Source organism: Enterobacter sp. 03-F-07-AD-ECC, assembly GCF_047530935.1.
GTDB lineage: Bacteria > Pseudomonadota > Gammaproteobacteria > Enterobacterales > Enterobacteriaceae > Enterobacter > Enterobacter cloacae.
Genome location: NZ_JBLKBZ010000028.1, coordinates 20,881 through 40,379, shown reverse-complemented (window position 1 = coordinate 40,379; position 19,499 = coordinate 20,881). Strand labels below are relative to the sequence as shown.

The 19,499-nt window shown below is 45.8% G+C and carries 15 protein-coding genes; 10 read left to right on the top strand and 5 right to left on the bottom strand.

Annotated features, from left to right (window positions below):
* Window positions 1–138: 138 nt before the first annotated feature.
* A complete protein-coding gene (locus tag ACMWKA_RS23275) occupies window positions 139–2,124 on the top strand; it encodes an Ig-like domain-containing protein (protein WP_244583777.1) in 1,986 nt (661 codons plus the stop codon).
* A 1,107-nt stretch (window positions 2,125–3,231) separates the two neighbouring features.
* Entirely contained in the window at window positions 3,232–4,320 is a 1,089-nt protein-coding gene (repHI2, locus tag ACMWKA_RS23270) for an IncHI-type plasmid replication initiator protein RepHI2 (protein WP_000159528.1), read from the top strand.
* A gap of 2,077 nt (window positions 4,321–6,397) precedes the next feature.
* Here the strand turns inward: repHI2 and ACMWKA_RS23265 are convergent.
* The 5 genes from ACMWKA_RS23265 to ACMWKA_RS23245 form a co-directional block, all read right to left on the bottom strand.
* Complete coding sequence (locus tag ACMWKA_RS23265; RefSeq protein WP_000681217.1) at window positions 6,398–8,818, bottom strand: Ig-like domain-containing protein; 2,421 nt, start codon at window positions 8,816–8,818, stop codon at window positions 6,398–6,400.
* A gap of 464 nt (window positions 8,819–9,282) precedes the next feature.
* Window positions 9,283–9,870: a hypothetical protein gene (locus ACMWKA_RS23260; RefSeq protein WP_000491820.1), complete on the bottom strand. Its 588-nt coding sequence runs from the start codon at window positions 9,868–9,870 to the stop codon at window positions 9,283–9,285.
* 43 nt (window positions 9,871–9,913) lie between these two features.
* A complete protein-coding gene (locus ACMWKA_RS23255; RefSeq protein WP_000149862.1) occupies window positions 9,914–10,177 on the bottom strand; it encodes a hypothetical protein in 264 nt (87 codons plus the stop codon).
* A gap of 93 nt (window positions 10,178–10,270) precedes the next feature.
* On the bottom strand, window positions 10,271–11,032 hold the full coding sequence (locus ACMWKA_RS23250; protein ID WP_001167418.1) for a methyltransferase: 762 nt from the start codon (window positions 11,030–11,032) through the stop codon (window positions 10,271–10,273).
* A gap of 80 nt (window positions 11,033–11,112) precedes the next feature.
* Complete coding sequence (locus tag ACMWKA_RS23245) at window positions 11,113–11,877, bottom strand: hypothetical protein (protein WP_000277498.1); 765 nt, start codon at window positions 11,875–11,877, stop codon at window positions 11,113–11,115.
* A gap of 331 nt (window positions 11,878–12,208) precedes the next feature.
* Between ACMWKA_RS23245 and ACMWKA_RS23240 the strand changes: the two genes are divergently transcribed.
* From ACMWKA_RS23240 to ACMWKA_RS23205, 8 genes are all read left to right on the top strand, one after another.
* The gene (locus ACMWKA_RS23240; protein ID WP_012695482.1) at window positions 12,209–12,724 is read left to right on the top strand and encodes a hypothetical protein; all 516 of its coding nucleotides are present in this window, start codon (window positions 12,209–12,211) and stop codon (window positions 12,722–12,724) included.
* Window positions 12,725–12,827: 103 nt separating this feature from the next.
* Entirely contained in the window at window positions 12,828–13,259 is a 432-nt protein-coding gene (locus ACMWKA_RS23235; RefSeq protein ID WP_001251242.1) for a hypothetical protein, read from the top strand.
* A gap of 236 nt (window positions 13,260–13,495) precedes the next feature.
* A complete protein-coding gene (locus ACMWKA_RS23230; RefSeq protein ID WP_001107529.1) occupies window positions 13,496–13,684 on the top strand; it encodes a hypothetical protein in 189 nt (62 codons plus the stop codon).
* Window positions 13,685–13,716: 32 nt separating this feature from the next.
* Complete coding sequence (locus ACMWKA_RS23225; RefSeq protein WP_000115760.1) at window positions 13,717–13,968, top strand: hypothetical protein; 252 nt, start codon at window positions 13,717–13,719, stop codon at window positions 13,966–13,968.
* A 402-nt stretch (window positions 13,969–14,370) separates the two neighbouring features.
* Complete coding sequence (locus ACMWKA_RS23220) at window positions 14,371–16,761, top strand: Ig-like domain-containing protein (protein WP_000694551.1); 2,391 nt, start codon at window positions 14,371–14,373, stop codon at window positions 16,759–16,761.
* Window positions 16,762–17,194: 433 nt separating this feature from the next.
* On the top strand, window positions 17,195–17,665 hold the full coding sequence (locus ACMWKA_RS23215) for a hypothetical protein (protein WP_000170639.1): 471 nt from the start codon (window positions 17,195–17,197) through the stop codon (window positions 17,663–17,665).
* Between the two features lie 49 nt (window positions 17,666–17,714).
* A complete protein-coding gene (locus ACMWKA_RS23210) occupies window positions 17,715–18,011 on the top strand; it encodes a type II toxin-antitoxin system RelE/ParE family toxin (RefSeq protein ID WP_000581857.1) in 297 nt (98 codons plus the stop codon).
* 44 nt (window positions 18,012–18,055) lie between these two features.
* Window positions 18,056–19,201 (top strand): hypothetical protein, encoded by a 1,146-nt coding sequence (locus ACMWKA_RS23205; RefSeq protein ID WP_000339750.1) that lies wholly within the window; start codon window positions 18,056–18,058, stop codon window positions 19,199–19,201.
* Window positions 19,202–19,499 lie beyond the last annotated feature (298 nt).

Below are 19,499 nucleotides of genomic sequence, written 5' to 3'. Positions count from 1 at the left end.
AGTGCACTGGGGTATCGTTCGCCACGGGAATATCTGCGGCGACGAACCAGTCATGGGTTAAGTGATAAAAAGTGTATGGAAATATAGGGGCCAATCCACTATAAGAGTATTTATCCGAGTCAAAACGCAGGTTACGACATGGTACTTTCTGGGCCACTTTGGGAGTTGGGCCGAGGCGGTAGTGGCCAGTTTTCTATATTTGCAGACGGTATTGAGGATGCTAGTGGAATTGCCAAGATCCGTCTTGTCATTAAACGAAGTAATGGTTCTGTGGTCTCCGACAATAACCTGAGTTATGACACAGCCAATAAACGTGCGTTCTATCCGTGGATTAAAGATATGAACACCCAGGCTGGCATGCCCTCAAGTGATCTTGATGAAGAATTCACCTTCAATTTCATCGTTACGGACCTGGCAGGAAATACGCTTAACATTCCTCCCCAGCGGTTTTTATATGACGATCAAATGGGAGAATTTACGCCATTTGCAGTTCATGACTCACGTGTAAGCACCAGTGTTGTACCCGGCATTTCTTCGGGATACGTCCCGTTTAAACGAGGCCTTACAGTGCTGGAAAACCCCTACAAGTTGGTTATACGTATCCCAAGAACTAACTGGAAGCCATATCGAAATGGTGGCATGAGCATTACCAATAACTATGGCGGAGTACAGGTCCTTTCCGAAGATGCCACCTATGTCTACGTGGAAGTTAAGCTGCCACAGGGTGCCTTAGATGGAAACTACTATAGACCTGTGAATACATATCAATGGTCTGGAGGAGATCTTGGTCAGTATGCCAGCTGGCTCAACTGGGATCCTGCCTCTGTAAAGAGTCCGGCTTGGGGAAGTTCACCCATAGAACGACAAAAGGCTGATGGAACATGGTTCAACAGCGTAAACTGGAACCTGTTCAAGGCATCTGATATGCCTATAAAACTTACTAATATCCGGTTCAATGTACAGGCTAGGCCATATGATCAAAAAATCACTGGCGGAGCAACATGCAGTATTCCAGCTGGCTCAACAACCTGTACCGTCTCTTTGCCCCAGGATATTATAAATGGCACTACCGGCTATCTTCATAGTGGCTATGAAGTAAGGTCAACCACCGAAGCAACCTTCTTTGCCCCTATATGGGAGAATATAGCCTGGCATACACTGGGTCCCTCCGTCACTGGATTTGATTACATTGAAACCACCAACATTCTCCAGGTTTACGTGAATCAACCTGGAGATGGTTCATATTTCGACCATGTTTATGTAAATCGAGTTTGGTTGTCAGATAAAAACCGTAACAACGCAGAAATAAGCGTAACCGGCAAACAAACAGGTAGAAATATGGCGTCTGGGAACTACACGTATGAGTTCAACATGAAAGAGGTACCAGAAGGCAGTTATAACGTGGTAATTAATGCCCAAGATACATTCAACAATACCGGTAACCTCCCTTATCAAACTGTTGTCGTTGATAATACAGCACCATCTGTAAGTATTAGCTACGAAGGAAAACCGATCAGCAAAAACGTAACAGTATATGGGCTGGAGAACGTCCGTATACAGCTCACCGATGCTCTAACTAAACCATCCTTAAGCCGTATGACTCTTCGCGGTGGCCCTGTTTCTGATGCGGTGGAATTGTCTTGGGTGAATCTGGGAAACAACCTGTATGCACCTAATTATCCCAAGATCTTTCCGTCTCTTAATGAAGGCGAAACATACACTCTCACAGTTCAGGCCAAAGATGAGATGAACAACGTTAAAGAAAGCTCAGTCGAATTTAACTACCTTCCAAACAATCTCGTCAGGCTAGAGAATCTGAAAACCTTAGCTGTCAATGCTTCTCTCAAAACATCTGACAATACTCCTCTGGCTGTTCTGTATGCCAGCCAGCTGCGTAAAAAGGATGGTTCAATCGCTACAGGGCTTCAGGACGCAGTGCTTACTGTCCGTAAGGACGCTGCATTCGGCGTGACTGTAAATGGTGTTTCTGCGATGCCAGGTGAAAGCAAAGAGCTTCAACTGGATTTGGGGCTCGGGGACAGCCGTAGCTTTCCTATTTTCCCTGCTGTATCCGGCCTTACAGGCAGATCTGAGTTCATGATTAACATTGAAGAATTAAAATAAAGCAGGGCTGTTTTGCTGAAGCACAACGGCCGTCTTCTGATGCGCCGTAGCCCATGTTGTTGCAAATCAGTCCGACGTTCATTGCGTAAGTAACGCTTACTGCGGACCATGGTAGTGATTAGACTCACTACCATGGTCATTTCACCACATATCTTCTCTGCATTGCTCTTGTTGGGCAGACTAGTAACTCGTCACTAAATTGCAGCTTTTGTCTTGCTAAGTCGCTGGTATAACTGCACTACGAAATCGTCAAAAGATTTTATCCCTCATGTAGATCCAATAAATGATCCCAAAGGTGCCAGAGAGTACAAAGAAGATCCCGGTACGCTGTAGGCCGCATGGTTACTGGGCTGGAGCATTGTCACTGACAACAGTAGCGACATAAGTGACAACGGGAGTGACTTAAAAGACAATGGTAGAGACTATTTCGACGTTGGTAATGATTTTAAGTGACAATGGTAGTGAGGTTAGACTTAAACTTCCACTGTAAGGTAAGGTGACTCGCATTATTTAAATAAATTATTACTTTCAATTACTTGCGACACGAGTCTGCATGTATGCTTCTATTTCTCAAAAATTTATCCACCGAAAATGCCTGTGGCTGTGATTTAGCTTTGACGACAGTTTTTATCAGGGAGGCAAGTTGAGACCTGTATAAGAACTAAGCATTTATTTATCCCCATTTTCCACAAGGTAGTTCCAATAATTAGTACCTTAGTGTTCCTGATAGATCAAAAGAGATCCCCGCTGCCTCCAGGCCAGACGGCACAAGGCCTGAGACGTGATCAGTGACAACAGTAGTGATTATTTTGACATTGGTAGTGATTATTATAACGTTGGTAATGAGTTTTTTGACATCAGTAGTGATCAGAGCGACAATAGTAGTGACTTTTCATTAGATCTTTTTAACTTGATCTGATCCGTTGTTGATAAGAGTTGCAGGTCATTGTATGCAAAGAGTTTTTGCCAAGTTTTAATGAGTGGAGTCGTTTTTTTAGGTAGAACTTATGCACAGATATGGATCATCACAATGATCCATCCAGTGACATAGAGTTCGCTGGGGCTTACTATTCACCAATCTGTTTACACATTCAGTGATAACTTATTATGACTAAAGAGAAAGATACTGAGCAGCAGGACCTGGTCACCAGGGCTTTCTCTGTTAGAGAGAAAGAATCAGGTAAAGACATCATTTTGCGTCCTAACAGCAACCGTACGGTGCAGTCTATTGCTTTGATGCGGCTCGGGCTGTTCGTCCCATCACCAAAGAGTGTGGGGCGTCAAAATCGGGAATATAAAACGGTTGGCTTTGACGCAACGAAAGAGTTACAGACGCTCTCTTTAATGGAGAGCGAGGGGTTCACCAATATTTCAATTGTCGGTGAGCGTCTTGATATGTCAGTAGATTTTAAGACGTGGATGGGCATCATTCGAACCTATGCCAATCATCCGATTAACAATGACACGATAAGCTTAAAATTCACTGAATTCCTCAAGCTATGTACGCCTGAAAATTATCGCTCATCTACAGCGTCCAGAAAACGTATAGACGCCTCCTTACGCAGGTTAGCATCCGTTACCTTGTCGTTCACCAGTAATAACTCGTCCAAAGTCTATACAACGCATCTGGTACAGTCTGCCCTGTTAGACCCGGAATCAGATCAGGTTGTCCTTCAGGTTGATCCTAAGATTTTCGAGCTCTATCAATACGATCATAAGGTTTTGATGCAGCTGAAGGCAATTAAGGAGTTGGCCAAGAAGGAAAGCGCCCAGGCTCTCTATACGTTCATAGAGTCATTACCGCCAAATCCTATACCGATATCCCTTACTCGGCTGAAAAATCGTCTGAACCTCAAAACACGAGCAAATAGTCAGAATGCTACCGTGAGAAAGGCTCTTGAAGAGTTGGCATCGATAGGATACCTCCAGTACACCGAAATTAAGAAAGACGGAAAAGTATACTTCCAGATTCATAAGCGGGATCCCGATCTGAATTTGAACAATACTCAGCCTCCTTTAGAAGTGGTTGAAGATGAAGAAGAGAACTCAGGGTCTTCTGTTTTAGAAGGTGAGTTATGCCCACCAGCTGACCCGATAGACGGCGATGATGTTCTTACCGTCCATGATTTAACCGCTGAAGAACTGCGCTATATTCGTAGTCTTCGAAGCCAGAAAAAGAACAGCAACGCCAGCTAAAGTTAACCCGGCGGTTCAGGCTCCGGGTGCTAAATTACTTCTTCGATTTTCGTTAGTCCCAGCCCGCTCTTTCACGTCAACGGTAATGAGTCAAAAGTCATTACCGTTGTCATTGTTCTCTACCACCCTATGTAGATCGAGATTGCGAATTCAACGCTTTCTCCTGAGTCACCTGTTAACACCCGGTTTCTACGCTTTACTTCATTGGCCAGTACATCCAACGGAAAATATCGTAACGGGGTGACAATGGCAGTGAGTTGACCCACTCACTACCATCGACATTCAAATCCCGGCTTCTCTGGTAGCTATAGTGACAATGGTAATGATGTGTACCTTACTGGCATTGTCATTGTCCTCCGAGTGTGCGTTCAGCTTTGGGAGGACACCGGAACTTAATGCGGCGAGTCACGGCCATTGTGAATCTCGATTGGATTGGCGAATACGGCTTCCGGTTGGGCCAGATGTCAATGGTTATGCTTCATCCAGCTCATTACTGTAGTCATTGCCGTTCAGCTGAGCTGATGCTCCTCTCATTCTATGTGGCGACAACGGTAGTGAGCCCAGAAAGTGACTACCGTTGTCATGGCCGTCCAGTAGAGCGGGTCAACCTCTTAAATCACAGGGTGACAACGGTATTGAGCCCAGAAAGTCACTACCGTTGTCATGGACGTCTGGTTAAGCGGATCTACCTCTCAATTCACAGGGTGACAATGGTAGTGAGCCCAGCAAGTCACTACCGTTGTCATAGTCGTCCCGTTGAGCAGATCAACCTCTTAACTTACAGGATGACAACGGTAGTGAGCCTATTAAGTCATTACCGTTGTCATTGCCATCCAGAAGAGCGGATGATCCTCTCAATTCATACGGCGACAATGGCACTGAGCCCAGCAAGTCACTTCCGTTGTCATAGCCTTCCAGAAGAGCAGATGAGCCTCTTAATTAACAGGGTGACAACGGTAGTGAGCTCATTAAGTCATTACTATTGTCATGGCCGTACAGCTGAGCTGATCATCCTCTCAATTCACACGCCGACAATGGTAGTGAGCTATTAAAGTCACTACCATTGTCATAGACGTCCAGTTAAGTGGACCATCCTCTCAATACACACGGTGACAACGGTAGTGAGCCATTAGAATCACTACCGTTGTCATTGCTTTTCAGGTGCACTGATAAGGCTCTCAATAGACACGACGACAATGGCAGTGAGCAATTAGAGTCACTTCCGTTGTCATTGCTTTCAGCTGAGCTGATAAGGTACGTCATTTACACGATGACAATGGCAGTGAGCCAATCGAGTCACTACCGTTGTTAATGCCGACCAACCGAGGGAAGGGTCCGCTCAAAGAACTGAGTGACAACAGTAGTGAGATCATCCAATCACTACCATTGTCAGCTTAAACCTGTAGGACGAAGAGGCTTGTCCGATAAAATGACGACAATGGAAATGAGCCTATCCATCACTACCACTGTCATTAAAGTCCAGCGGTTCAACGTTAATCAGTAGCTCCGGATGACAATGGTTGTGAGTCAGGCAATTCCCAAGCATTAAGTGACAGCAGCGTAACACCTCTAAGCTCACTCCTGTTGTCAGGGGTTAGGGTATTGAGTCTCTACCGTCGTCAGTGTTTCTGAGACACCAGTATTGCAGATCACTACAATTGTCACTTAAGTATCGACGGGGGAATAGATGCAAGTGACTGGCTAACCAGTACCAGTTTAGATTCAAAACGATCCCATCTTTGTGGATGCACTTGAGTAAGCTCGTATGACGATATGTCAGAGAAGTGACAACGGGAGTGAGTTGCCGGACTCACTACCGTTGTCATCCCCGGTTGAAGGAAGAGGATCCCCGGGGCTGTATATTTACCGGGTATCCTTACTCAAGGGTTTCGACACTCACTCCCATTGTCGTAATCAACGAGTGTGCATTGTCTTTTAAAAGCATCGCTGGAAACGTACGATTAAAGTAACTTTTCTTTCGGTTCTTCCTTGCGAATCTCTGAAGACGTACTGGCTGATCGGAGTCAAGGAGGGCAGTAAAATTGAAGCCGTCAGTTTTACTGTCGGCTCCGGGTAGTTACTTCAACTCGTCGATCTGAATCATGAATTCTGAGGTGCCAACTTTCCCATTTTCGGAAGGATAAACGGGTAACAGAAGATTATCCCCCTGGCCCATATCTATTTGCACCTCAACTGACTCACCTGGAGCCGCCTGTGCCCCGTTAAATTTAATACCGAAGGCTGCATCCTTCCGCACAGTCAGCGTTGCGTTCTGGACCCCTTTAGCAATTTCTCCATTTGTCTTACGCAGAACGTTAGTGGACAGGTACGCAAGGGGTACGCCATCTGTCGTTTTGAGAGGCGAACTGACCGATAATGTGCGTAGATTATGTAACTGCACAAGGTTATTCGGTAGATAACTGAACTTCTGAGTATAGGTTTTGGTATTCGACTGACTATCGGCAACTGTTACGCTAATTGAATAATTTTCAGATGGTTCGAAATTTGGGAACAGCCTCGGATACTCAGGCATGTATGTATCTTTGCCTGCCGGTGACCACGTAAGCTCAACGTTATCAGCTGTGGGGCCACCTACGAGCTGAAGACGGGTTATCCTCGGGGTTGTCAGATTATCTGCCAGAGCGATCCTGAGGTTCTCCAGGCCGTACACTACCGTATCGTCTTTTACCGGCTTTCCGTCGAATGTTATGGCCACTGTCGGAGGAGTGTTATCCAGAGCAATTTCTCCGAAAGTTTTATTGGTCTGGTTCTGGAAGAAGTCCCTGATGTTGACCTCAACGTTGTATTTTCCTTCAGACTGACGGGATAAATCATAAGCAATCGTGTAGTTACCTGAGATACGAGATTTGATTACGCCTGTGGGTGACATCCGGGTACCGGTGTTCTTATCGGAAAGATAAAATTCCCTCAATGAGACCGAGTCGAACCAGTTACCATCGCCTTCAAGTGACGCCAGTACATCCAGCTGCTTGTTAGTCTCGTCATATGATATCGAGTTTATTACCGGCAGTTGTTTATTGTTCCAGCGTGTCATAATCCATTGCTCAGACCGCAAAATGGGATTGCTGATGCTGCGAACGAAGTAAAGGATCCTATTGTAGCCCTGGGTACCCAAGGCCATATCAAACGTCTCAGGCGCTTCACACGAGGTTTTTCCTGCCGGAATGGTGCAGGTCGCCTTACCGCCGATCTCTTGTGCAAAGGGCCGGGCTTCAACGTTAAAACGAAGTCGGGAAATTTTAATTGGCAGTCGTGATGAAGCCACACTCTCAAAATCCTTCCACTTAACCCAGTTCCCCTTATCATCGAGGAAATCTACCCAGGTACCCGCAAATGCAGGCGTTTGGTTTGCAGATGGGTTTAGAACGAGGCTGTATGACGGATAATACCCTCCCCACTGGCCAAAGTTCGCCATACGAGCCATATCCCCATTAATTGAGCCATAGGGAAGAGTCATTTCAACATAAGCATAAGTGCTGTCTACAGCTATCTCTTTGGGGGCGGAATATTGATTGATGAACTGAAGCCCACCTTCTGAATAAGCACGGTAGTTAGATTTTGGGATCCGGTAGACTAATCGAATAGGGTTTTCGTTAACGACCATACCGGCTTTGTAAGCCGGATAATTAGAAACCCCGGGTACGACGCTGGAAGACGTATTTGGATCATGAACGGCCCACAGTGTCATCTCACCCAGCGTGTTGTCGTAGCGAAATTTTTGAGTTGGCAGCGTTCGGCTATTACCTGCGTTATCGAAGATAACAACTTTTGCAGTAAAGTCTTCATCCAGGTTGCTGTCTGGTATTCCGGTTCCCTTAACTGAATTCTTAGAGTAAGTGTGGTACATCTTTTGGCCGGATACGTCATACTGCATCTGTGTAGTGCTGTAGAGGCTACCGTCCTGCCTGTAAATATATATTAGGCCCTTATCAATACCATTTGCATCACTTACGCCCGAAGAGGTGAAGTCATACTGCCCCGTTGCCTCTAATCCAAGCTTCCACACGTCACCAGCGGTAGAGCCAGAACCAGTATTAGCGGTAAGAGCATTTGCCGCTGGAGGGGTGACATCAATTAGCCAGTTATAGTTATAGGTCGCTACAGGCTTCTGATTGAGATCTAACACGTTTATCTGAACGACAAATTTGCCTTCACCCAAAGCAGGCAAAGTTACTTTTTTGCCGTAGAACTCACTACCGTCAGCAGCTGTTAGTCGGTCTGATACACCCGTCCGTGTAGTCGTAGTATTAAGAATGACAGTTCCAGTGTCTTTCGTGACTTTGACATTAACGAAACGATCAAGACCTGAAATAAGTGTCAAAGTTACCGGTGATGCCGGATTAAGCATAAGACGAGAAGACGGGGCGTGGATCTCAATACCGTTCGTGTCTTTAAAGGCCGATTCATATATCTGAGCTGGGGCCTGAACAGACATACCGAGTCCGGCTACAGCAGTAATAAAAGCGAGATGTTTCATTCTTATTCCCCTTTAGGTTTGGTGTTATTTTAAGCTTTTCCTAAAGGTCACTATGTTCGTAAAAGTATAAAAAACTTCTCCATATGGTGCTCGAAATTACAAATCTATAATTTGCCTTTCGACAAACCTTATTGTGCGTTCAGGACGGAAATCTTTCTTTTTGGAATTACATCTGACATTTCTGTGGTGTCCAAACTGGCAACGATTGCAAAACTTATAACATTAGCCTGAAACTATCGGCATCCACATATCGCATTAAGTGATGCTTTTACTTTGTGTAAAAAAGAATCAGGATAAATTAGGTATGTCAGATATAAATGCGTTAACGGACGGCATATATGAATCAAAACCTGGCGGCATTACGCCACCAGTCGAGAGGGGAGTGAACCTCAGTCAGTACGTCTACCTTCGTTCCGCAAGGCGCTTCTTGTTGTGAATTACAAACTGCCCTGGCGAGAACTGCATCATTTCACCCCTAGCAACACACGTGCCTCTTCAACGGTTTGCCAAGAAGGCATTGCTACGCCAGATTGAGTGCCGTTGCCCCTGCGCTCACCTGTGTCACATTCTACATAAAGACGCATCAGCATCGCTTCTGTTTCAGCGGCCCGGCTATTATCCATTACCAGTTCTGCTGCGCGTCGTAGCTGTTCTGGAATGTCATTCCACATTCCCGCACCACTTCTGTCTTTGTTAGTGAGCAAGTCTTCAATAGCAGATGAAGCCATGTTAAGCAGGTCAGCCGAAACTAAAGGCATCGGCGGGGCGGTATAGAGGATTCGACGTCTTCCGCGTCTGTCTGGATCGTATTTATCATAAAAAGCTTTGTTCACATCTTCCCAGTGCCACTGAAGTTGCCCGGTTGCGTCATGGTGGCAAAACTCGCACTGATAAACAGGCGCAATCGACATAACTGCCTTTCCAATACGTGCCAGTACAGCAACTTCGTCAGCTCTGAGACTCATTGCTTCGCTTGGGTTACTACCCTCGGCAAATTCCAAAATTTGTTCAATACGTTCTGGTGTGAAAGTGGTCATAGGCTTTGAAAACATATTTTTCCAGTTGTGCTTACCATATCATCAGGCATTAGGAGCGTTAGCGAATAATTAACAGGTCAGGACCAAAACTAAATCCTTCCCCCATACGGTCTTCATGACGGGAGACATATGCCTTACCGTATTTCTCCAGATCCTGTAAGCGATCTTTTGCCAGATTCCACGAGTATTCCTGGCCCCACACGGGTCCGTCACGCCCGTCAAAGCGGTCAGGTTTACAATTTGCTTTCAGAAGAGCGTAGACATGCTCCACCGTGGGTAGCTGCAAAGCACTATTAGCCTGAGAAACGGCAGTATGCGTCATTTCTGTTCACTCTTTATTGATTTAGTCAGTTAAGCCGGTCAGGTAACTTTAACCGGCTACTCGTATTAAGATTTCTTTCCGGTTGCTTGTCAGTTAGCGGCGAAGATCAATTTCAAGGCGGGCTGTTTTGACCTTTGTTCCGGACTCCCTAAATGTATCATCCGGAAGAGGCGAAATTTGTCCGCCAAGTTGTTTGACTCGCTCCCTGAGCGCTTTTGTCAGTGTGTCTTCCCGGAACAATACCCCAGCTGACAGAATGGCCTGTAAGCGACCTCGCTTAGCGAGCATTGCGATGGCATGCATGACTTGTTTAACGTCAGAGCGTTTAAGGAATGGTGGATTCATAACGATAACATCAAAAGTTTCATCGGGCTGGTACCCAAGAAAGTCGGTATGCACCAGCTCGACTCCTGTGCTAAGGACACTATCGTTCTTCACTGCAAGGAATCGCTCATCGTTCAATTCGATCCCGGTAATCAATGCATCCGGAGCCGCCAGTTTTAAGGCTTTCAGAATGCGGCCATCACCAAACTCTGGCTCCAGTACACGCTCCCCGGCAGCTGGTTCAGCGCGTAGAACCATATCTGTGACTAAATTCTCAGGTGTAGGGAAGAAATTGAACAGATCTCGTGGGATGTCAACCGAACCTGTCAGAATGATTTGCTCGATACGCTCAGCTGCATCCGCCGTAAAAATATGTGCCTGCTCTTTTCGGTTCCATTTGCCACCGGCGGCTTCGAGCACTTTGTTTGTCTTAACATAAATGCTGCGGTCGAGCTGGTCGGCCAGGAAAAGAAAGTTCCCTTCAGCACGGCAGCGAGATAAGACGTTCAGAACTTCAGTTGAGATTTGCATTAAAACTCCATTAAGAGGATTTACCCGCCTGGCGGCAGCGGGTTGGTTACTTAAACGGGACAATTCAGATTTGGCCTTGGTTAGTCGGCAGACAACAGCAGGGATGGGCTGTTATAAGAGAAGCGGTCAACGGGAGCCTTATCAAATCGCTGACCGCTTGCATCAGGGGTCAGAACGAGTCCGTTATGGGCGCAATGAATGTGGAGCAACATATCCCCGCCGGTGTTGATGTGTAAGGCAGGCACACCCTGATCGATTTCGAACATGACACCAAAACAGGGGTTACCTTCCTTGTTAACAACTTCACAGTGGATGTTATGTTGGCCGGTAACGCTGACCTGATAGGCCTGACTGTCCTCTTCTGGCAGTGTTTCCTCCTCCAGGCGCCAGTCCTGAAGTGTGAGGCTAATTTCAGGGGTGTCATGCTCTTTCTGAAGAGCCTGGATACCTTTACGGAACAGCTGCATCATTTCAGGAGTAAGGCAGTCTTCCTCAGCTCCAAAATGTTCTTTCCAGCCTTCAGGATCTGCATACATCCAGACGTTTTTAGCGAGCGAAGGTAAGGAAGCATCAGGCTCTACAAGGAGGTGAGGGATGTTCTCTTTGATTCCGAGATAACGTACCGGCTGGCCATTAAGCGGTAACCCATCCGACACTGTAACTTCTGTTCCTGGCAAGACGACGCTGTTTACCAGACCTCCACAATGTTCGGCCACCACGCGGCCTAAATCTGCCATAAACATCCGATGCTTTTCTGGTGAGTCCAGCTCACCAAGGAGTTCAGGTTTAAGCAGTAAACCGGTAATAATCTCAGTCAGTTCACGAGGAGATACTAATTTATACATTTTGTTTTCCTTTTCTGTGTTGGCTTTATATTACCAATCCAGATGCACGAGCTAATAACCTCCAGACAACTTTTTCAAAAATTATTTACTTAAAGCAGGGTGCTAATATGCGCAAGAAATGAATTTAGGAAGGACGGCTTCAAATTTAACTTTTTGGTTTTTTATTTTAGACGGACTTTAAAATAGCATCGTTGATAAAATAATAAACATGGTTTGTTTTTTTGTTTGTATTGACAATCAAATGGGTATAAATTAATTTACTTACATGGCGTATATTTAACGCCACCGCCCCGGCGGCACCGGGCATAAAAGGAAAACCATTTTGAAACCGATGCTCAAAAAAGATTTTTTTTCAGCTATTGAAAACCTTCTCAAAGCTGGCTTTCAACCTCGCTTTTACACTGTTAACAGTGGCCGAATCGGTCTCATTACATTCACTGATAAAAATGGAACAAAACAGGTCGAACAGGTTTATTCCTGCACTTCTTTAGCCGCCAATACTTTTGGAAAGCGCTTCACCACTTGGTTAGAAGAAATTTTTCAAAAGCATAATGAAGAAAAAGTAGCTGATTCCGGGTTCGAGGTTGGTAGCCGTGTCTGGGATAAATTGATGTATACGTTGCGCACCATTTCAGAAATTCGTGCCGGGGGGGTGCTGGTGCTGGATAACGGTGCACAGCGTACACTGGATGAAGTGCAAAAAACGGCACCTGAAACAAACCAGGTGGAGCCAAAGGAAATCTCTTCACTTCAGGAGCTGCTGAACGCTTCCAAAAATCTGGAGCCGACTTCGCCTGAGCTAATTGCGGCTCTTAATGAGGCTCTGTCAACCGCCATAAAACGGTGAATGCAACGGCAGTCTGGCACATCAGGCCTTGTCAGAGATTAGGCCTGAAAAGCACTTACGTACCGATATAACACCTAATTCCCCTCTAAGGAGATTGCCCTAAATGGCGATGAATAAAAAAGAACAAGCCGCGTATGATGAGCTGGTGGCACAGGCCAGAATAAACCGCGCTTTACGCTGGTCTGACTATGGCGTTGAACGCGATATGCCCGTACCAGAGGTCTCGGGGGAATACCAAAACGGCTGGAGCTTCAACACCGCCACTGGCACTGTTTATCCGACATGGAGCGGAACTACGGTTCACGGCACACGGGAAGAGGGAGAGGTTGTCGATGCAACCTCCCGCCGCATGCGAGGCATGAATGGTAGCCAGAACGGCATACCACAATACAGCACCAAAGAACGCGCCCTGAAGGCATTACGCTGTTCGCTTGAAATCAAGTTTGCCATGCAGCTGGATGCCATAGATAAAGCTATCGCAAAAGAAATAGAGCTGTCCACCGCTCGCCGGGAGAGCGATACATCAGATGCCTAGCGGTAAACCATCAATTCAGGCCCGTGATCAGAGGGGCCTTAACGCCCTGAAAGAGGCGGTTCCAGCGACGGCACAACTACAGATGCGGGTTACCCCTGAACGTAAACTGCGTTACGTCAATCAGGCAAAGGCCGAAGGTCTGGGTCTAACAGACTGGGTCCAAAAGCATATGGATAACGTGTGTGATCTGGCAGGCCAGCCTGAAATAACCATGTACAAAGATGATGGAGAAACAAGTGGCCAAAAATAACAACAGTCTCAAACAGCATGTCTTCAATATGCTGTCGGCTGGCAGCGAACTTAAAGAAGTGAAGCGTTTTCTCACCAGCAAGCGAGTTAAAGCCCGCCTGGCAGTGTCAATGATCCACGAGCAGGCGATTGCTGTGCAGAACACTGAATACCAGAATTATCCGGCTTATAGCTAACTGGTAACAACAATTACAGAGAGATACTTAAAATGAGCGTAAACCCAGAATACACCAGGGTTCAGCATGTCCAGATTATTCGCGAGCGAGATGGGCAGAAGGAAGTTGTTCGAGTCTATGATGAAGATGGCGACGTGGTTCTGTGTTTACCTGCCTACATTCAGGATGAGGAAATAAATCTTATTCTGCGCCGGTTGAATGACGTATATTCAGTCGGATATCGTGTAGGTGATGCAGCCCGCCGCCGCGCCATCAAAAAAGCGCTGGGGGATGATGAGGAGTAAGGCCATTTTTACTGGCAAGATATCTGTATACCGGAGTCTTTAGAGTACGTTCTAATGGCTCCGGATTATTAATACTGTTTTACTCATGCAATAAAAAGCAAACCAAAATTCTTTCGCTAATTCATTTTTAAATGCTCAAATCATTAAATGTAAGGAGCGTTATTTATCAATAGGTATGGCGTTCTTAATGGCTATTAAGCTAGTTCTGCTTTCGCTTGCTTCTGGAAATTAGGGAAACCTAATTTTACCCTATCAAAAAGTAACTTTTCTGGTTTTGTTGCATTCACGTAAACAAAAAAAGTCCCGCCGGGCAGAAAAGAAAAACATCAAAAATAGCTATTTTCCCGAAAAGATCACGAACACTGAAAAAGTATCATGGGGAACCTGATCAGGAGACAACCCATGAAAATCAAACTAGCCCTGCTTATTGCATTTGCAGGTTTCAGCGCAGGAGCTTCCGCTGAAATCGCAGAATTCAGCTTTAAAGATACCCTGAACGTTAAAAAGACCGTATCGCCTGCATCCGTATGGATTAATCCGGTAACGAGCTTTGACGTTGCCGTTATTTCCGGTCTGGACCGTTATATTACGCTCAGTCTGCTGAAAAGTGACGGGAGCCTCATCTGGAGCACGAAAAGCAGCCTGGTTACCGTTGATGACCGTACCACATCTTCGACAGGCTTTGATTATTACGGCAAGACTCTGACCGTACCAGCGATGGGAGAAGATAGCTTCACCCTCAGAGAGGTGATTACCGACTTGCAAGGGAAGGAGGTCTCCCGGCAGGATTACCCGCTTGCAATTGACCGAACGCCTCCGGCAACGGGTACCATAAGTTATACGAGAAATGGGTGGAACTTTGGCAGCGAAGCGATCTTCACTTCAGTACCAGCCGGTATGCAGTACGCCAGCGTCCAGGCACTGGTCTTTAATGGACTGAGTGATAAAGGTTCCGGGCTTGCTAATGCTGAATATTTCATAACCGATGCCGCTGGAGTGGAGCGTAAAAAGCCAGCGGAAATTAATACAGTGGAAGGTAGCGTAACCGTTCAAGTCGCCGACGCAAGCAGCAATGCCCTGGCACCGGAAAACCGCTCTGAATATAAAGTGGGGATCTACCTTTATGACAAAGCGGGAAACAGGAGCGAACTAAGCCGCCGAAGCGTAATTGATCGGGTTAAGCCTGACGATATCATCCAGGTGCAGGACGCCACTACCGGATCATGGGTCTCCTATCAGTCTGGCATGACCGTCTTCCAGAACCCTATTTCCGTACGGGTATTAAGGAAGAAAAGTGACTTTACTGCTGTTAACGGTTCCAAATATGGCTGGGCGGACTCGAATTTCCAGACGTCCGATAGCACTTATAATATCTATACTTTCAAATACATATATCCAAATGTGGGGGATACTTATCATGAATTTCAGACTCTGGCGGGAGGAGTAAGACGAATTCATCATAACTCCCTCAACTTCACTCCAGCCCCGGCGATGGAAATAGCCCCGAAGATAGTGGCTAAAGAGATGTACCGGAGTGATACCAGTGAGTGGTTAACTCAGGCCTCAATCAGCGTTAAAACCGCCACCATTAGCCGCATAAAGGTAACCGCAGAACCCCGACCATACGTGCAAAAGTTCAGAACGGTAAAAAATGCAGCCTGGTTCTGCACTATTCCTGTCGGACAAAGTTCATGCGAGATGACGGTTAACTTCAACTACACCAGTGACAAAGGATTTGAGTATCTGCATCTTTACTCGGGAAAAGATGGTGACAGCATATTCGATGCGCTTGCTGGTAATTTTACGGTTATCTGGGATAACAACCCACCGGTGGTTAATGTCGCTCAGGTAAACAAGGCCTCCAAGACAATCACTATGACGGCCACCGATAATGATCGCGTCAACGCCTGGAACATCAGCTACTGGGATACCAAAGTTTTCGAAGCCACCCTTAAAAATGCCCGGGGGGAAACTTTCACCCTGAAGCCTGTGACTGTCAGTGAAAGCGATTATAAAACCAAAAACGCCACTTTCTCATACGCTGGTCTACCGGACGGGGATTATACGGTTGTTAGCGTGTCTGCCACGGATCTTGTTGGAAACACAGGAACCAAAACGCTTAATGCACCGCTGAAAATTGACTCAACGCTTCCGGTTATTGCGTTCAGCTTTAATGGCGCAGACGCAGAAGGAAAACTGGTTAAAGGGCTTGAGAACCTACGCATAAGCGTTACTGATGCCTCTGGGGATGCTTCCCTGATATCGCTTCAGCTCGCTGGTGGACCTAACTCTGAAAAGGTCACCCTTGCATTCACGCCGCTATCCAAGGATGTCTTTATTCCTGAATACCCCAGAATCTTCCCCAATACTGACGAATCGGGACAGATGTATCATCTGGAGGCTCTGGCTATTGACGAATCAGGTAACCGGACCACTAAAACGCTTAATTTTACCTACCAGCCAGCTAACCTGATTATGCTGGATAATCTCAAGACGCTGGCCACAGCCGTAGCACTGAAAGCAACGGACAACACGCCGCTGGCCATCATCCGAACCAGTGTGTTGCGTCGTCAGGACGGTTCTATCATTACCGGACAGTTAAACGGAACCCTGACTGTTCAGAAAAACGCCCAGTTCGGCGTTACGGTTGCCGGAGTTACGGTCCAGCCTGGTGAAACTAAATCGCTGTCACTGGATCTTGGTAATGGTGAAGAGCGCACATATCCCGTTACTCCCGCTGTAAGTGGTCAATCTGGCACGGCCACATTTGCTATAGAATTCCCTCAAACATAAACCCTACACAAGGGTACGGTAGTATGCCGTACCCTGTTACGCCATCCTCAATGTAAAATGTAGAGTTGAGCATGACTTAATTATTACTTTCTCATTAAGTGTCTCTTAAACTGCAAACGGGAAAGTAATATTCCCGAGACGGGAAGGACTCCTTCCTTTTGGTTATAATCTATGATGCTAAACTGTGTAATTACACCGGAACAATGTCCTCGTTTAAATCGCTGGCACCAGTACATGATTTATCCATGAATGCTTTTTGATGCAATTTTACTTCAGAATGCTCTTAATTTTTTAAACAAATTATATTTGAATCCTTCGTGTATAAATTTGCAGACCCTCTCTCAATGTTTTTTTAAAATATTTACTCTCAGGTTATTAGCCAGTAGATTCATTCTGTCATGATTACTCCAGAACTAACCGGAGGAATCACATTATGACCAAATATTATGATCGCAGTGGAATTGAAATCTCCAGCGCAAAAATCCGCTGTGTTGATTCTGTAAAAGGTACTGCGGAATATACTTTTCGTATTGTTTGCGATAAATGCAATGGGCGGGGAGAGCGTAAGCATTTTTATAGAAGTCGCTGTATGGCTTGTAAAGCCACGGGTTACAGCCTCGAAACGACCCGTACTGCTTACACGCTGAATGCGCTGTACCGCATTAATGCGCAAGCTGCCCGCAAAGTGTCAGCATCCCTGCAAGACGAGCGTTTAAGGACTGAAAGCGCCCACAGTTCTGCGTTCACAGCATGGTGCAGGTCTCATCAAAAAATGGTTGATGCAATCACCCAACAATCCAGTAGTAATAATTTTCTGGAAAGCCTTAAGTCTTCTTTAACCCACCAGCGTCAGTTAAGTGATAAGCAGCTGGCAGTTGCCGCCCGCATTTTAGGTATTCATTAATTCAAAGCCCTTTTAATTTAATTTTAAGGTCAATTATTACGGAGGAACTATGATCCATTCATTTAAAGACAGACGGCTTGAAAAGTTCTTCCGTAATGGAAAAACAACGGCAGGTATTCCTTCTGAAATTATTAACGCAATTCTGTGTCGACTTGAAACGCTGGATAATGTCCAGAGTGAGCGGGAGTTATTATCCAACAGCTTGCGTTATGAACGCTTAAGAATGACGTCAAACCGTTATTCCTCCATTCGAGTAAACTCTAAGTATCGATTATTCTTTGAATGGAATGATGGCGCACATAATGTTCATTTGTCTGCACATGACTATAAATCGCTCATCCATTAAGGTTAAAAATGAAGCTATTTTCAATTTCATCCCGGGATACAAGCATGGACGCGATGTTTTATATCCAGGCCAGTACTAAACAACAGGCAAGTTACATATTTAGTACCCTTTCCCCGAAGCCTACTGCGAACTGCCAGCTTACAGATTTGCAGAATGAGACGGTCGTCCCTTCCATAAGCCCTATTTCGCTTTCACTTAACCCCTGGTCGATCAATTCCCAGTCCCGAACCCGGGAACTGCGTATGGCCACGCATGGTCTTAACCTGATCTGTGCAGTCACGGATGAGCATACCCGTCAGATAGTTGACTTTTGCGATAACCTTGGACAGCAGCTTAAGGATCCGGACGACAAAAGCGCCTGGGTTAAGCTCATTAATTCTGAATGCGCTTTGCTTAATTCTCCGCGTCTCTATCCCGTTCTGCTTGAGCCGGATACACCGGCACAATTTGAAATCTTTGTGCCAGCTCCGGAAGATGGAGAACACGACACGGTCATAGCCAGCGTTGTTAAAGAATGTTTCGGAGATGAATGCCGGTACAGAGTAACGGACAAAGCTTTTGCAATGTCGGAAAAGCCAGTCATCAGGCTGGAAGCTCATTTCAATGACAAACGCGAAAAGGTTTTAGAACTGACCTTTTCCTGTTTCAATCTTTCACTCTCAGCGTCCGTGCATGAAAACCAGCTACGTCAGATTTTGTTACTTTGCGAAGACTTTGGCGTAAGGCTTCAGGGTAGAGCAGGGGCATCCTGCCACGTTAATATGCGCAGTGCTTACCGTCGTCTTGCTCATGTTGGCACCGGCTCTCGCCCAGGTGATGACAGTGATGTGCGGGTCTATACCTCGTTAAAAGAAGAAAAAGATGTTAAGAGGCTGCTTGATAAGTCAACCAGGGGAAGTGAGCTTGTACCGGCGAGGCACGGGCAGCAGTTTAACGGGGTCTTAGTGAATGCCACACCCGCATCGGCCACTACTGGTTTCATTTACCTTTCGCATGATTTTCCGGAAGGCCAGTTTATGATGACAGCCGAGGTGTTGCATGTTGGAATTACACCAGGCGGTATTTACTACATTGAAACACTGGACGGTTACCGGTTTATCGTGACAGCGTTTGAGAAGGGATTAATGAACGGTTTGAGGGAGTTTATAGCTGCAAATGAGGAATATTTTAAGTATTACCGCTGGTCTTAGTATCTGAGCTGAAACCGGTAGGCCAGGGAAGGCAACCGGGAAAATGCAATTTAACCTGATCCTATACCTACGACTATCTTTATCCACTTATAATAGCCTCACCAAATTATAATGCCCGATCACCGCATTTGCTTAAACCTCACATATTCTTCTTATGCTTCCCCTGATAATCTACGACCGAAAGACAAAGGAAAGTGAATACGAAATAAGATTTATGAGCACATAAAAGTTACTTTTCCTTGGTGGCACATCACAAACATTGTGGGTTTCATAATCCTTTTTGTTATTTAAAAAGGAT

Bases quoted from the DNA above. Each gene is read 5' to 3' on its own strand.
- ACMWKA_RS23275 (WP_244583777.1), top strand. From the start codon at position 139: ATGGTACTTTCTGGGCCACTTTGGGAGTTGGGCCGAGGCGGTAGTGGC.
- repHI2 (WP_000159528.1), top strand. From the start codon at position 3,232: ATGACTAAAGAGAAAGATACTGAGCAGCAGGACCTGGTCACCAGGGCT.
- ACMWKA_RS23265 (WP_000681217.1), bottom strand. From the start codon at position 8,818: ATGAAACATCTCGCTTTTATTACTGCTGTAGCCGGACTCGGTATGTCT.
- ACMWKA_RS23260 (WP_000491820.1), bottom strand. From the start codon at position 9,870: ATGTTTTCAAAGCCTATGACCACTTTCACACCAGAACGTATTGAACAA.
- ACMWKA_RS23255 (WP_000149862.1), bottom strand. From the start codon at position 10,177: ATGACGCATACTGCCGTTTCTCAGGCTAATAGTGCTTTGCAGCTACCC.
- ACMWKA_RS23250 (WP_001167418.1), bottom strand. From the start codon at position 11,032: ATGCAAATCTCAACTGAAGTTCTGAACGTCTTATCTCGCTGCCGTGCT.
- ACMWKA_RS23245 (WP_000277498.1), bottom strand. From the start codon at position 11,877: ATGTATAAATTAGTATCTCCTCGTGAACTGACTGAGATTATTACCGGT.
- ACMWKA_RS23240 (WP_012695482.1), top strand. From the start codon at position 12,209: ATGCTCAAAAAAGATTTTTTTTCAGCTATTGAAAACCTTCTCAAAGCT.
- ACMWKA_RS23235 (WP_001251242.1), top strand. From the start codon at position 12,828: ATGGCGATGAATAAAAAAGAACAAGCCGCGTATGATGAGCTGGTGGCA.
- ACMWKA_RS23225 (WP_000115760.1), top strand. From the start codon at position 13,717: ATGAGCGTAAACCCAGAATACACCAGGGTTCAGCATGTCCAGATTATT.
- ACMWKA_RS23220 (WP_000694551.1), top strand. From the start codon at position 14,371: ATGAAAATCAAACTAGCCCTGCTTATTGCATTTGCAGGTTTCAGCGCA.
- ACMWKA_RS23215 (WP_000170639.1), top strand. From the start codon at position 17,195: ATGACCAAATATTATGATCGCAGTGGAATTGAAATCTCCAGCGCAAAA.
- ACMWKA_RS23210 (WP_000581857.1), top strand. From the start codon at position 17,715: ATGATCCATTCATTTAAAGACAGACGGCTTGAAAAGTTCTTCCGTAAT.
- ACMWKA_RS23205 (WP_000339750.1), top strand. From the start codon at position 18,056: ATGGACGCGATGTTTTATATCCAGGCCAGTACTAAACAACAGGCAAGT.